Source organism: Paenibacillus sp. FSL H8-0122 (assembly GCF_038005345.1).
Taxonomy (GTDB): domain Bacteria; phylum Bacillota; class Bacilli; order Paenibacillales; family Paenibacillaceae; genus Paenibacillus_AQ.
The window spans coordinates 7265642-7280112 of the sequence record NZ_JBBOTB010000001.1 but is presented as its reverse complement, the minus strand read 5'-3'; the positions used below and the strand labels follow the sequence as shown (position 1 = coordinate 7280112).

At 52.1% G+C, this 14471-nt stretch carries 16 protein-coding genes; all 16 read right to left on the bottom strand.

Annotated features, from left to right (window positions below):
- Nucleotides 1-59: 59 nt before the first annotated feature.
- Complete coding sequence (spoIID, locus tag NSS64_RS31300; RefSeq protein ID WP_341142658.1) at nt 60-1226, bottom strand: stage II sporulation protein D; 1167 nt, start codon at nt 1224-1226, stop codon at nt 60-62.
- Nucleotides 1227-1402: 176 nt separating this feature from the next.
- On the bottom strand, nt 1403-2779 hold the full coding sequence (gene murA / locus NSS64_RS31295; RefSeq protein ID WP_036699206.1) for a UDP-N-acetylglucosamine 1-carboxyvinyltransferase: 1377 nt from the start codon (nt 2777-2779) through the stop codon (nt 1403-1405).
- A 197-nt stretch (nt 2780-2976) separates the two neighbouring features.
- Nucleotides 2977-3234, bottom strand: coding sequence for a DUF1146 family protein (locus NSS64_RS31290; protein ID WP_340946548.1), 258 nt, complete (start codon nt 3232-3234; stop codon nt 2977-2979).
- Between the two features lie 235 nt (nt 3235-3469).
- Complete coding sequence (locus NSS64_RS31285; RefSeq protein WP_036699230.1) at nt 3470-3886, bottom strand: F0F1 ATP synthase subunit epsilon; 417 nt, start codon at nt 3884-3886, stop codon at nt 3470-3472.
- 62 nt (nt 3887-3948) lie between these two features.
- Nucleotides 3949-5346: a F0F1 ATP synthase subunit beta gene (atpD, locus tag NSS64_RS31280; protein ID WP_076084533.1), complete on the bottom strand. Its 1398-nt coding sequence runs from the start codon at nt 5344-5346 to the stop codon at nt 3949-3951.
- A 53-nt stretch (nt 5347-5399) separates the two neighbouring features.
- Complete coding sequence (gene atpG / locus NSS64_RS31275) at nt 5400-6269, bottom strand: ATP synthase F1 subunit gamma (RefSeq protein WP_076084536.1); 870 nt, start codon at nt 6267-6269, stop codon at nt 5400-5402.
- 110 nt (nt 6270-6379) lie between these two features.
- On the bottom strand, nt 6380-7891 hold the full coding sequence (atpA, locus tag NSS64_RS31270; RefSeq protein ID WP_341142657.1) for a F0F1 ATP synthase subunit alpha: 1512 nt from the start codon (nt 7889-7891) through the stop codon (nt 6380-6382).
- Between the two features lie 11 nt (nt 7892-7902).
- Nucleotides 7903-8454, bottom strand: coding sequence for a F0F1 ATP synthase subunit delta (locus NSS64_RS31265; protein ID WP_340946547.1), 552 nt, complete (start codon nt 8452-8454; stop codon nt 7903-7905).
- Nucleotides 8451-8939 carry a F0F1 ATP synthase subunit B gene (atpF, locus tag NSS64_RS31260; RefSeq protein WP_036721727.1) on the bottom strand — a complete coding sequence of 163 codons (489 nt, stop codon included), beginning with the start codon at nt 8937-8939 and terminating at the stop codon, nt 8451-8453. The genes NSS64_RS31265 and atpF overlap by 4 nt, the downstream gene beginning before the upstream one ends.
- A 97-nt stretch (nt 8940-9036) precedes the next feature.
- On the bottom strand, nt 9037-9249 hold the full coding sequence (atpE, locus tag NSS64_RS31255; protein WP_036699216.1) for a F0F1 ATP synthase subunit C: 213 nt from the start codon (nt 9247-9249) through the stop codon (nt 9037-9039).
- A 106-nt stretch (nt 9250-9355) separates the two neighbouring features.
- Nucleotides 9356-10123 (bottom strand): F0F1 ATP synthase subunit A, encoded by a 768-nt coding sequence (gene atpB / locus NSS64_RS31250; RefSeq protein WP_340994730.1) that lies wholly within the window; start codon nt 10121-10123, stop codon nt 9356-9358.
- A 29-nt stretch (nt 10124-10152) separates the two neighbouring features.
- Complete coding sequence (locus NSS64_RS31245) at nt 10153-10530, bottom strand: ATP synthase subunit I (RefSeq protein WP_036699219.1); 378 nt, start codon at nt 10528-10530, stop codon at nt 10153-10155.
- The gene (locus tag NSS64_RS31240) at nt 10523-10756 is read right to left on the bottom strand and encodes an ATPase F0F1 (protein ID WP_051477752.1); all 234 of its coding nucleotides are present in this window, start codon (nt 10754-10756) and stop codon (nt 10523-10525) included. Before NSS64_RS31240 ends, NSS64_RS31245 begins: the two co-directional genes overlap by 8 nt.
- A gap of 164 nt (nt 10757-10920) precedes the next feature.
- Nucleotides 10921-12096, bottom strand: coding sequence for a non-hydrolyzing UDP-N-acetylglucosamine 2-epimerase (wecB, locus tag NSS64_RS31235; protein WP_341142656.1), 1176 nt, complete (start codon nt 12094-12096; stop codon nt 10921-10923).
- Nucleotides 12097-12160: 64 nt separating this feature from the next.
- Nucleotides 12161-12790: a uracil phosphoribosyltransferase gene (gene upp, locus NSS64_RS31230; RefSeq protein WP_036721735.1), complete on the bottom strand. Its 630-nt coding sequence runs from the start codon at nt 12788-12790 to the stop codon at nt 12161-12163.
- Nucleotides 12791-13202: 412 nt separating this feature from the next.
- The gene (gene glyA / locus NSS64_RS31225; RefSeq protein WP_340994732.1) at nt 13203-14450 is read right to left on the bottom strand and encodes a serine hydroxymethyltransferase; all 1248 of its coding nucleotides are present in this window, start codon (nt 14448-14450) and stop codon (nt 13203-13205) included.
- Nucleotides 14451-14471 lie beyond the last annotated feature (21 nt).

Sequence of the window (14471 nt, the reverse complement as noted above, 5' to 3'; positions counted from 1 at the left end):
GGTTATCACCTCAGTAACCAGTGTTACCGGGCGCTTCGCTTTTATACGTATCTTGCAGATTATTTTTTCAGAAGAGTTGAGATTCCGGTAAAAGAGACCCCGCTGTAGTAGTGTTTGAGAATCTGCGTGGCTGTCTTCCCCTGCTTCGCCATCCCGTTCGCCCCCCACTGGCTCATACCGACACCGTGGCCGTTGCCATACGTGGTGATCTGTACCTTCCCCGCTTGGCGCTTCCAGGTGAACTGGCTCGAGCGCAGCCCCAGCTTCTCTCTCACTTCCCGCCCGGTGAACACCTTCCCACCGATAGAGATCTGTTTGATCCGGTGGCCGGCTGTCAGCGACAGTACCTCCGCTGGCAAGCTGGTGGAGGATTGAGAGGAGACCGGCAGCACCTTGCCCGAAGCTCCCAGACTGGCTGCTGCCGGAAGGTCCTTGGTTCCAAGGCCCAGCTTGCTGCGCAGCTCCGAATTGCTGAAGGTGTAGCTTACCGCCAGGTTCGGGGTGATCTGCAGCTCCCACGGGCTGGCTACACTGCGCAGATAGGGAACCGCAGCATTCCAGTACTCCTCGGAGTTCTCGGTATAACCTCCGCTGGAGGCGAAGAAGGAAGCCGTGATCGGCTGCCCCTGATAGGTCATGATGGTCCCGCGCGTCTCCAGGACCGCGCGGCGGATCTTCGCCAGTCCGGCGCGTTTGCTGCCGGACGCCCAGTCCCGTTCCAGCACGGCCCGGGATACGTAAGCCTGATGGCTTACCGTATCGCTCACATCCGCTTCGGGAACGGGTACCCCGCTGTGATCGCCGGCGACCAGACGGCGGGCAATGAACGTGCGGGCCGCTACGGCCTGCGCCTTGAGCGCTTCGAGCTCAAATTCGGCCGGCATCTCGGCCGCCAGCACGCCGCTGACGTATTCCTCCAGCGGCAGGGTCTCTATTTGTCCGCTCCGCGACAAATAGACGGAGACCTCCGGCTGCGGCGCCTCTGCGGCAGCCGGTGCCGGCGCCGCCGGAGCGGCCGTGGCCTGCGGCACAGCCGGGGGCGCCGGCGGCTGTTGTCCCCCGCGCTGCGGGACAACAGCCAGCGGCAGCAGCAGCGCCGCCAGCAGGGGCGCTGCCAGCCAGGCGGCGGGGGCCAGCCGCCGCAGGGGGCGCACGCCGCGCCGCCGCGCGCGCGCTACGCTGCGCGGACGCTTCAGGATGCGGCGCAGGTTGATTAACTCTTTCATCTCTATGGCTCCTTCCGTAAGCACCGGTGATTCTTATAGATATGAATTTGCGGCACCTGCTAGAACGGGATTTTGAGAGAAAGAGAGTTGCGGAATCCCCCGGAACATATAAGGTAAATTCCCCAAAAAAGGACCAGCCGCTAAGCGGCTGGTCCTAATACTTGTAAGAATAACTATTATACCCAAGACGGCTGAATCTGGAAACGGGGTCTGATCTCTTCGGCTTTGGAGGATTCGCTTCTGGCCGGTTCAGGCTTAAGCGCTTCTTCCTTCGCAGCAGGAACAGCCGACTCTTCCATGGAAATCCGCCATATGTCCGCACCAAGTCCTGACAGCTTCTCAGCCAGGTGCACATACCCGCGGTCAATGTGATGCGTTCCGCTAACTTCTGTAGTGCCTTCCGCCACAAGTCCTGCCAAAATAAGCGCAGCTCCTGCACGCAGGTCCGTAGCACATACCTTAGCGCCGACCAGACTGGCATTGCCGGTCACGATTGCAGAACGGCCCTCAATCTTGATCTCCGCATTCATGTTGTGGAATTCATCCACATGCATGAACCGGTTCTCGAAGACAGTCTCTGTCACTACGCTGGTTCCTTCCGAACGGAGCAGCAGCGCCATCATCTGTGACTGCATATCTGTCGGGAATCCCGGGTAAGGTAATGTCTTGAGATCGACAGCCTTCAGCGGCTTGTCGCTGATGACACGGACTCCGTTCTCATCCGGGATAATCGTAACGCCCATTTCCTCCATTTTGGCAATCACCGGACCCAGATGGTCGGCAATAGCTCCCTCAACATACACATCACCGCCCGTAATCGCCGCTGCCGCCATGTAGGTTCCAGCTTCGATCCGGTCAGGAATGACATGATGTCTTACGCCGTGCATACGCTCAACGCCTTCAATCCGGATCACTCCGGTACCGGCTCCGCGTACTATGCCGCCCATCCCGTTCAGGTAATTGGCAAGGTCAACAATCTCCGGCTCTTTTGCGGCGTTCTCAATCACTGTGGTGCCTTCGGCAAGCGCGGCAGCCATCATTATATTTTCGGTCGCACCTACGCTGGCCACATCCAGGTAAATCTTGGCGCCGCGCAGTCTCCCGTTACTTTTCGCATCAATATAGCCCTGGCCCAGACTAATCTCGGCCCCAAGCGCTTCAAAACCCTTCAAATGCTGGTCAATCGGCCTAGTTCCAATGGCACAACCGCCAGGCAGAGAAATACGAGTATGCCCCATACGGGACAGGAGCGGGCCCATAACCAGGAAAGAAGCCCTCATTTTGCGTACCCATTCATATGGTGCTTCACAGGAAGTAATATTAGTGGCATCTACTTCAATCACATCGTTCTGGTATGTAATACCTGCACCCAGAGATTCCAATACCTTGTTAATCGTCATTACATCGTCTAACGGAGGTGCGTCCACAATGACGCTGACTCCTTCTTCTGCCAATAGAGAGGCGGCTATGATCGGTAGTACGGAATTTTTTGCGCCGCTGACTTTCACGCTCCCGGTCAATCTGTTGCCACCGCGGACGATAAATTTGCTCATTTCGGTTTCCCTCCGCGTCCATTATTTCTGAAATTAATTTTGAGGTTAAAATTCGTCTGTTAAGATATTGAATATTCCGCCATTGCGTCTTAGGTGCAGATTCCTTGCTTAACTTCAGTGTTGACATAATAAAACCTTATTATTCGACACTTTTTTCACTGCATCAGCCTATACAGATATAACCAAAGCTGCTGCCGTTAAAACATCCGTCCTATAAGTCCGCTCCAGCCCAGATAATCAAGCAGGAACCCGGCCACGAAGTGACCTAGAACAATCGCCAAGAGCAGGTGCAGCAGTCTGCCCTGAGGGCTCTTGGGATATCTTATGACCAAATCCAGCTTAAGGTTCTGAAGTGACCACCAGGATAATGCAACGCAAATCAAAGAAACAACCATCGAAATCATATTGCTGGTGCCGATTGCACCCGACAACTCAGCGGATAAACGTGTGTTCATATTAGCCCCCTGTGTTAGGTACTCGGAAATCGACTCTTATATCATACTTGTGCAGGGGAAAAGAATCCAGTACTTTTACGAAATTTTAAACAATTGGGTCTTTATATGCAGATCTGATGACGATATGTTCATAATCTGCTAGAATCGTGCAAGCAACATCACCCTTGCGGGGGCCCAAAAACATATAAATTCTTTCAAAAAAAGCAGTCAAGCCCAGGGCTTGACCGCTTATCTGCTACTGTTGTCCTTTGCCGGTCGAAACTTTGATCCGCGTTACAGCACGCTGTAATGCCAGCTCCGCACGGCGGTGATCGATCTCATCCTGCTTGCTTTGCAGCTTAAGGCGGCGCTCAGCCCGCTCCTTAGCCGCTTCAGCGCGTTCCACATCAATATCCCGGGGCAGCTCAGCACTTTCAGCCAGCACCGTTACCTTATCTTTGTGCACTTCAACGAAGCCGCCATGCACAGCGATGGAGACTGTAACGCCGTCCGCCTTAACGCTAAGCGGAGCAACCTGAAGCGGGGTGACGAGCGGAATATGTCCCGGGAGAATCCCCAGTTCACCATTCACGCCGCGTACCGTCAGACTGTTCACTTGCTTGGAGTAGACCAGATGCTCCGGAGTAACTATTTCGAGCAAAAAGGTATTCACTTCCATTCCTCCTCAAAGCTTTACAGAATAAAGCCCGATCCCCCAGCATAGCATGCTTAGGGTTACAATGTTTTCGCTTTTTCCACGGCTTCTTCAATCGTGCCTACGAACAGGAACGCTACTTCCGGAAGATCATCGTGCTTACCTTCCAGGATTTCCTTGAAGCTGCGTACGGTTTCTTTGATCGGCACGTATTTGCCCTTGAAGCCGGTGAACTGCTCTGCTACGTGGAACGGCTGGGACAGGAAGCGCTCAACCTTACGGGCGCGGGCTACAATGACCTTATCCTCTTCACTCAGCTCATCCATACCGAGGATGGCAATGATATCCTGAAGCTCGGTATAACGCTGCAGCAGCTGCTTAACGCCTTGTGCCACGTTATAGTGCTCTTCGCCGACGATTTCCGGTGCCAGCATCCGCGAGCTGGAAGCCAGCGGGTCAACCGCAGGGAAAATCCCTTTTTCGGAGATTTTACGCTCCAGGTTGGTCGTTGCATCCAAGTGGGCAAACGCCGTAGCCGGTGCAGGGTCAGTATAGTCATCCGCAGGCACGTAGATCGCCTGGATGGATGTAACAGAGCCTTTCTTCGTGGACGTAATCCGTTCCTGCAGCTGACCCATTTCTGTAGCCAGTGTAGGCTGGTAACCTACCGCAGAAGGCATCCGGCCGAGCAGGGCCGATACTTCGGAACCCGCCTGGGTGAAGCGGAAGATGTTATCGATAAAGAGCAGCGTATCGCGGCCTTCCACATCACGGAAATATTCCGCCATGGTCAGACCGGTCAGTGCTACGCGCAGACGCGCGCCCGGAGGCTCATTCATTTGTCCGAAGACCATCGCCGTTTTCTTGATAACGCCGGAATCGGTCATTTCGTGATAGAGGTCATTCCCCTCACGTGTCCGCTCGCCAACGCCGGCGAATACGGAGATCCCGCCGTGCTCCTGTGCGATGTTGTTGATCAATTCCTGAATGGTCACTGTTTTACCTACGCCGGCACCGCCGAACAGGCCGATTTTACCGCCCTTGGCATAAGGGGCCAGCAAGTCGATAACCTTAATCCCGGTCTCCAGAACCTCTGCCTGAGTTGACAACTCATCAAAGGTAGGAGCGAGACGGTGAATCGGGTTTCTTGCTGCCACCACTTCAGCACCGTTATCGATTGGATTGCCAAGTACGTTAAATACACGGCCCAGTGTTGCTTCACCGACAGGAACCGAGATCGGCACTCCCTGGTCAATAGCGTCAATCCCGCGCACCAGTCCATCTGTAGAGGACATGGCGATACAACGCACCAGGTTATCTCCAAGATGATTGGAAACTTCAAGAGTCAGATCCATGCTGCGGCCATCGCTGAGGCTCGCAACAATTTTGATGGCGTTGAATATCTGGGGCAACTGGCCGCGTTCAAATTCAATATCGACAACCGGACCCATAATGCTCACAACGCGTCCTTTGTTCATCTTCATTTCCCTCCTCGAAAGCTGTTACATATGGACCTTGAGGCCCACTCATATTAAGACTGCGCGTTCGCACCAGCCACGATCTCGGTAATTTCTTGCGTAATGGCCGCCTGACGGGCACGGTTGTACGTAAGTCTAAGTTCTCCGATCATTTTTGACGCGTTCTTCGTTGCACTGCCCATCGCTGTCATCTTGGCTCCCAGCTCGCTGGCCTTGCCGTTCAGAAGAGCACCATAGATTAAAGTTTCGGCATATTTCGGAAGCAGAACCTCCAGCACGCCTGCAGGTGAAGGCTCATATTCATAAGCAGCAGATGCTCCGTGATGCCCGCCTTCCCCAACGCCTTCCATAGGCAGAAGTCTGTCTACAGTCGGAACCTGGCTGATCGCATTAACGAACCGGTTGTAGCAAATGTAGATCTCATCATAGACGCCTGTCTCGAACTGGTTAACCGCCGAATAGGCAATCGACTTGATGTCGGCAAATTTCGGGGTATCGGACAGCTCGGTGATTTCTTCTACAATGGGATATTCACGGCGCCGCAAAAAGTCACGGCCTTTGCGCCCGATCACAAACAGCGCATACTCATCCTTGGACTTATGGCGTTCTGCGATCAGCATCGTTACTTTACGCAGAATGTTCGCATTGTAGCCGCCGGCAAGCCCTCTGTCCGAGGTGATGATCAGATAACCTGTTTTTTTGACAGGCCGGCTGACCAGCATCGGGTGCTGGAGATCCTGTGTGCCGGCAGCAATACTCGAGACGACCTCTTTCAGCTTCTCTGAATACGGACGGGCTGCTTCCGCCTTCTCCTGCGCCTTGCGCAGCTTGGATGCAGCGACCATCTCCATCGCTTTGGTGATCTGTCTGGTGTTCTGAACGCTCTTAATTTGACGTTTAATATCGCGCATGCTTCTTGCCATGATTTCACCACCTCTGAGCTTTGACGTAGTCAAAGCTAACTTCGTAAGCATAAGCTGAGCTCTGGCGTACCAAAGCTAACCTCGTAAGCATAAACGGTAGACTCTATATATTAGCTTGTAGCAAAGCCTCTTTTGAATTTCTCGATGGCATCCTTGAGCGCTGCTTCGTTGTCTGCTGTCAGATCCTTGGTATCCGAGATGGATTTCAGGATTTCAGTTGCACTGCTGTCGATAAAGGCCAGGAATTCCTTCTCGAAACGCTTAACGTCCTTGACAGGAATATCATCCAGATGTCCTTTGACAGCGGTGTACAGACTAAGCACTTGATGCTCAACGCTAAGCGGCTGGTTCACGCCCTGCTTCAGAATCTCCATCATACGCGCGCCGCGGTTCAGACGGGCCTGCGTTGATTTGTCCAGATCGGAGCCGAACTGGGAGAAGGCTTGAAGCTCACGGTATTGAGCCAGATCCAGACGCAGGGAACCGGCGACCTTCTTCATGGCTTTGATCTGTGCGGAGCCCCCTACACGGGATACGGAGATACCTACGTTGATTGCCGGACGCTGGCCGGAGTTGAACAAGTCGGATTCAAGGAAGATTTGGCCGTCTGTGATCGAAATTACGTTCGTTGGAATGTAAGCCGATACGTCAGAAGCCTGTGTTTCGATGAATGGCAGCGCGGTTAATGAACCACCACCAAGCGCATCGCTAAGCTTGGCCGCACGTTCCAGCAGACGGGAGTGCAGATAGAATACGTCACCAGGGAAGGCTTCACGGCCCGGTGGACGGCGGAGCAGCAGGGACAATTCGCGGTAAGCCGAAGCCTGCTTCGAAAGGTCATCATAGATTACAAGCACATGCTCGCCCTTGTACATGAAGTATTCGCCCATAGCGCAGCCTGCGTACGGAGCAATATAGAGCAGCGGAGAAGGCTCGGAAGCCGACGCGGTTACAACGATAGTGTAATCCAGCGCGCCATGACGGCGGAGGGTTTCTACTACCTGTGCAACAGTAGATTGTTTTTGTCCGATAGCAACATAGATACACTTCATCCCGTTGCCCTTCTGGTTGATGATCGCATCAATTGCGATTGCTGTCTTACCTGTCTGACGGTCACCAATGATGAGCTCGCGTTGTCCGCGGCCGATTGGCACCATGGCATCGATTGCTTTTAGACCCGTCTGCATCGGTTCGTGTACCGACTTACGGTCGATAACCCCCGGCGCGTTATGTTCAACCGGACGGAATTCTGTAGTAGCGATCGGTCCCTTGCCGTCAAGCGGCTGGCCCAGTGCATTCACTACGCGGCCCAGCATGGCTTCGCCAACCGGAACCTGCATGATCTGGCCGGTACGTTTAACCTGATCGCCTTCGCGGATCTCTTTGTATTCACCCAGAATAACAACACCGACGTTGCTTTCTTCCAGGTTAAGCGCCATGCCCACTACCCCGTTGGAGAACTCCAGCAGTTCCCCTGCCATTGCGTTTTCCAGACCGTAGACACGGGCGATACCGTCGCCGACTTGAATGACGGTGCCAATTTCGGCCACTTCGATATCGGCTTTATATTGCTCAATTTGACTTTTGATCAAAGTGCTGATCTCTTCAGGTCTGATGCCCAATATCCTCACCCCTATCTTCTTTGCTTATCATTAAAGGATTTCTCAAGACGCGTAAGCTTACCGGACAGACTTCCGTCATACAGCGTATCGCCGATGACGACCTTCAGTCCGCCGAGCAGGCTTGTATCGACCACATTGGTTACACGAATCTTACGGCCAGTAAGCTGGCTGAATTCAGCCGCAACACTATCCTGTTCAGCTTGATTCAGGGAATAAGCGGAATAGACAGTAGCGTAGCCAATGCCAAGAGCATCCCCTTCAATCTTGATATACTTGGCAAGCAACTCTTCGAAAATATCGGTTCTGCCCCGCTCTACCAATAGCTCTACCGTGTTCATAACCGCTTCCGAGACTTTACCTTGAAGTGTCACGCGCAGCACATTCAGCTTGTCGGATTGCGAAATGCGGGGTGCCAGGATAAACCGTTTCACCTCTGCATCATTATGAAGCACTTCGACCACTAATTTGAGCTGTTCCTCCACTTGAAGCGTAATGCCTTCATCCACCGCTACACTGTACAAGGCTTTGGCATAGCGCCCGGCAACTACCGTGTCGCGGCTCATGATCGGCCTCCTACCTCTTTGAGGTATTGATCAACAAGCTGTTCCTGCTCGCCGTCAGCTGCAACTTCCTTCTCAAGCAGCTTCGAGGCAATGCGGACCGAGGCTGTGCCCAGCTCGCTGCGCAGCGCTTCTACCGCTTTGTTCTTCTCGTTCTCAATGTCACGGACCGCTTCGTCTTTCAGACGGCTCGCTTCCACATGGGCCTGCTCAAGAATCTTGTCAACCTGGTTGTTGCTGGTAGCCTGGGACTGCTGAATGATAGCCTGTGCCTCTTGGCGTGCCTGCTGCAGGGCCTGCTTCTGCTCTTCTACATAAGCGACCGCCTGCTCTCTGGTCTTGGCTGCTTCATCCATTTGCTGCAGCACCATTTCGCGGCGCTTCTCCATAATTCCGAACAGCTTGCTGAAGGCAAATTTGCTGAGCAGGAAGTATAGAATTACAAAAGCAGCAATAGAAAACACTATATTGGTCCAAATGATATCCACTGAGGTCACTCCCTTCCGTTACCGCGGCTTGCGGACATATACAAAAGTAAGGCGCGGATGGCACTTGCCCTCCCCGCCAAACCGTAAAAACGGTTTATTAAGTAAACATGATCAGGAACGCGATAACTGTAGCGGCCAAAGGAATAACTTCCACGATACCTACACCGATAAACATTGTTGTCTGCAGTGCGTTACGTGCTTCCGGCTGACGGGCGATAGATTCCACTGTCTTGCTGACGATCATACCGTTACCCAGACCTGCGCCGAGTGCGCCCAAACCAACCGCGATTGCTGCTGCTAAAAATTCCATTTGTAAATATCCTCCTTTAATTTCGGTTCTTTTTGTAATGTCTTAATAATATAAAATCTCCCGCGAAGAGTGTTCCGGCAGCTGCCGCTATCCTCACGGCAGCTTATTAATGCGCTTCTTCCTCGTGGATCGTCATCTGTGCGATGTAGACCATCGTCAGAATCGTAAAGATAAAGGCCTGAAGCGCCCCGACAAAGATACTGAAGCCCTGCCAGATGGCCAGGAACGGAATACTGAACAGTCCCAGCTTCAGAATGACGGTAATCAGAACTTCACCGGCAAAGATGTTAGCGAATAGACGGATGGCAAGCGCCACCGGCTTCGCCAGATTCTCAATGATGTTCAGCGGCAAGAAAATTGGAAACGGCTCAATATAATGTTTGAAATAATGCTTGCCGTTCAGCTTGATGCCCAGGTAGTTCATGAGTACAAACACAACGATCGCAAGTCCTGCGGTTACGTTGATATCTGCAGTCGGCGATTTGTACCACAGAATCTCAGCATGCGCGCCATCGGCCAGGTTCTTGGTTGCTTCAATAACATGTCCAAAAATATAGACCGGCTTATCAGCCTCTGTAATGAAGGAAAACGGCAGACCAAGGAGATTGGAGACGAAGATAAACAGTATCAGCGTCAATCCCAGTGATATGTAAGGCTTTCCCTTCTTCAAATCCATGGCGCTGCTGATCAGTCCCTGTACAAATTCGACCACCCATTCCATAAAATTCTGGAGCTTGGATGGATTCTCAACCGACAGGTTGCGGACGGACAGCATGACCAGTACGAACACAATCACCGAGCTGATTACCAGCATCAGCACAGCAGACAGGTCAATCGGTATTCCGCCAACATAGATTAAAGGCATTTCGTGCATAGTATCATCCCCCTTTCTCGTTAGTATGGCTACAGCTTATTCTTGATTCCTAGATATATCCCCACGGGAATAGCCAGAAGCTGGGGGATGAACAGGCCGATAATCGTTGCCTCCAGCGAGAAATGCTCATATTTGACTGAGAACATGGTCACCAGAATTCCAAAACTGATTCTTGTAGCAAAACCAAGGCTGAAGGAGCTTTTCCCTTGCTTCGCCACCGCTGCTGTCACTCTTCTGACCTTAAGGGCCAGATAACGGAAATTAACCAGTCCTGCCAGCAAGCCGAGTGTCATTCCCAGAGTAACTGCACGGGTCTCATGATGGAGAGCCCACCCCATTACCAATCCTGCCATAATGATTACTGTCACCCTGGTGACGATATTGATTACGGGAGTCATATTATCCATTTTGCTCCCCCAAAAAATTTTTGATTAGCAAAGCAACATTCACAACTCCGAGAATCAACCCGGCAATTGTTCCGATAGCCAGCCAAAAGGCAGGTCCGTCCATCAGATTGCGCAGCCACTTTGCCACAAAAAAGCCTATTACAATGTAAGCGGCGAGCAAGCTGCCCGCACCCCCGAGTACTAGAGCCGTACGCCCCAGTCCAGGCTCATTCTTTGGTTCCTTCATAGGCTACAATCCCAACTAATTTTACTGAATATCCAGACTCTTTGTCAATTCACAGAAAATTGCCCAAAATCGCATGAAAATATGAAAATAATCACAGCAAAATACACCAAAACCATATAAACCGTACAGTTTAACTGTATGCTGCTTTTATTAACGTTAGTATATTAGTTGTCTTGCCCTGTTTTATCATTTGTGAACATTGTGTGAAATTTTTCCGGACGTTCTTGAACAGCTCCGAAATGGTGCAAAATCGCATTGACAATCCTCTCGGAGGCTTTGCCGTCTCCATACGGGTTGGCGGCCCGGCTCATCGACTGATACAGGTTCTGATCGGTCAAAAGAGCATGTGTCCGTTGATACACCTTCTCCTCGTCCGTTCCCACAAGCTCCAGTGTTCCGGCCTCGATCCCTTCCGGGCGCTCGGTTGTATCACGCAGCACAAGCACAGGAACTCCAAAGGAGGGAGCTTCCTCCTGCAGGCCGCCGGAATCGGTCAATATCAGGTGGGTATGCGGATAAAAGTTATGCAGGTCAACGACATCCAGCGGATCAATCAGCTTGATTCTAGGGTGTCCGCCGAGGATCTCATGCGCCGGTTCCTTGACTGCCGGACTCGGGTGCACGGGATACACAATGGCTACATCTTCAAATTCATCAGCGATTCTTTTGACTGCACGGAAAATATGACGGTGCGGTTCGCCTTGGGATTCTCTGCGGTGCGCCGTCATCAAAATAAGTCTTTTTCCTGAAGCAAAATCAAGGACCGGATGCCGGTAGTCCGGCTGTACGGTATATTGAAACACATCAGTTACGGTATTGCCTGTGATATAAATACTTGATTCTTTTTTGTTCTCGTGTCTCAGGTTGCCCGCTGACCAATGAGTCGGAGCAAAATGCAGATCAGCAAGCACGCCTGTCAGCTGACGGTTCATTTCTTCCGGATAAGGCGAAAGCTTGTTCCATGTCCGAAGACCTGCTTCCACATGCCCAACCTGAATCTGCTGCAGGAAAGACGCATAGCTGGCCAGGAAGGTGGTCAGGGTATCGCCATGTACAAGCACGAGGTCCGGCTTCACTTCGCGGAGCACCGGCTCCAGGCCTTCGAGCACCCGGATCGTGATCTCATTGAGCGTCTGGCGGTCCTTCATTACGTCCAGATCATAATCCGGGGTAATCTTGAACACCTCAAGCACCTGATCCAGCAGCTCCCGGTGCTGCGCAGTTACACAAACAATCGATTCAATCTGCTCAGGATGTCTGTTCAGCTCCAGAACCAGAGGCGCCATCTTGATTGCCTCGGGGCGCACTCCGAAAATCGTCATTACTTTAATTTTGGACATAAGCCCTTCCCTCTCTTCTGAAAACTGCAGTCTATTGTGTTCGTTCTATTATTATCTGTGCTTCTTACTTGGTTCCGTACAGTCTGTCCCCGGCATCTCCGAGTCCCGGAACGATATATCCGTGATCATTCAAATGATCGTCAAGCGCCGCAACATAGATATCCACATCCGGATGAGCAGCTTGTACAGCCGCAACACCTTCCGGGGCAGCAATCAGGTTCATCATCTTGATCTGGGTGCAGCCGCGGTTCTTGAGCGAGGTAATTGCCGCAATGGCAGAGCCGCCTGTAGCCAGCATAGGATCGATTACGATCAGCTCACGTTCCTGGACATCCGTAGGAAGCTTAATGTAGTACTCCACCGGCTGCAGGGTGTCCGGATCACGGAACAGGCCTACATGACCTACCTTCGCCGCAGGAAGCAGCTTAAGAACACCTTCCAGCATGCCAAGACCGGCGCGCAGAATCGGAATCAGTCCAAGCATTCTTCCCGAAATCACCTTACTCTGCGTTTCCTGCACTGGCGTCTGCACCGTAATGGTCTCCAGCGGGATATCACGTGTAATCTCATAAGCCATAAGTGTTGCTACTTCATCGACATGCTCCCTGAAGTCTTTTGTGTTGGTCCGCACATCGCGAATGAATGTCAATTTGTGCTGAATCAATGGATGATCGCAAATCACCAATTTTCCCATGTTGTCCCTCCGGTAATTGTAAGTCTTATTTATAGCCAAAGTAAGCGCTGTGCTTCTCAGGTGGCTAAATCCTATCTATTATATCATCACCAAGGCCGCTTTTCACCTACAGATAGACAAATCCACAGGTCCGCCCGCTTACTGGAAATTCCCAGCCCATGGAAGCTTAAGGCAATATAGCCACCTCTCTGGATATAAAACAAAGTTTAGTTTGTACGATTAAGCGCTTTTAATACTATTCACAGTTCTTTCACTACTTTTATTGAAAATTCCATGAACTTTCATGTAACTTTCAGTATAATTCACACGTTTTCGCGGCAGCCATTTGTGAACATTATGTAACAGCAAAAAAAAGCCCTTGCGTAAATCCGGCGGAACCGGATACGCAAAGGCGATGTTAGAGGGACTCAGATTAATACTGCAATCCAGGGTAAATCGGATATTGTTCAGTCAGCTTAGCTACCTCACGGGCTGCCTGGGTCAAGTTAGCTTCATCCTGCGGGTTCTTCAGGACAGTCGCAATAATCCGGCCGATCGTAACCATAGCCTGCTCATCCATTCCGCGTGACGTAACTGCCGGTGTACCGATGCGGATACCGCTGGTGACGAACGGGCTGGTCGGGTCAAACGGAATTGCGTTCTTGTTGACTGTAATTCCGATGGAGTCGAGCACCTTCTCAGCATCCTTGCCGGTAATGTTCAGGTTGCGGGTATCGAGCAGGATCAGATGGTTATCGGTTCCGCCGGATACAATATTAATCCCTTCGCCGACAAGGGTCTCCGCCAGCACCTTGGCATTCTTAATTACGTTCTCGGCATAAGTCTTGAATGAAGGCTGCAGCGCTTCGCCGAACGATACGGCTTTGGACGCAATCACATGCATCAAAGGTCCGCCCTGGGAACCAGGGAAGACCGCTTTATCAATAGCGGCAGCCCATGGCTGTCTGCACAGAATCATCCCGCCGCGCGGACCGCGCAGGGTTTTGTGCGTAGTTGTAGTGACGAAGTGGGCATGAGGAACCGGATTCGGGTGAAGACCGGCAGCTACCAGACCGGCAATATGAGCCATATCGACCATGAACAGAGCGCCCACATCATTTGCAATCGAACCGAGTGCGGCAAAATCAATCGTACGCGGATACGCGCTCGCACCGGCAACGATCATTTTGGGACGGTGCTTGAAGGCGGCTTTGCGCACTTCATCATAATCGATCAGGAAGGAATCCTCCTGTACGCCATAGGCCACAAAGTTATACAGAATTCCGGAAGCATTCACCGGGCTGCCGTGGGTCAAATGGCCGCCATGCGCCAGATTCATACCGAGAACGGTATCGCCGGGCTTGAGCGCAGCCAGATATACAGCCATATTAGCCTGTGCGCCGGAATGAGGCTGCACGTTGGCATGCTCGGCACCGAACAGCTCCTTGGCACGGTCACGGGCCAGGTTCTCTACGATATCCACATCTTCACAGCCGCCGTAGTAACGCTTGCCGGGATAACCTTCGGCGTATTTGTTCGTAAGCACGGAGCCCATGGCCTCCATGACGGCTTCACTTACAATATTCTCTGAGGCAATAAGTTCAATGTTCGCACGCTGACGGCTCAGTTCGAGGCCCATCGCTTCCAGTACTGCCGGGTCACTTTTACGCAATTGTTCCATGTTTCTAATTTCCTCCCTGTA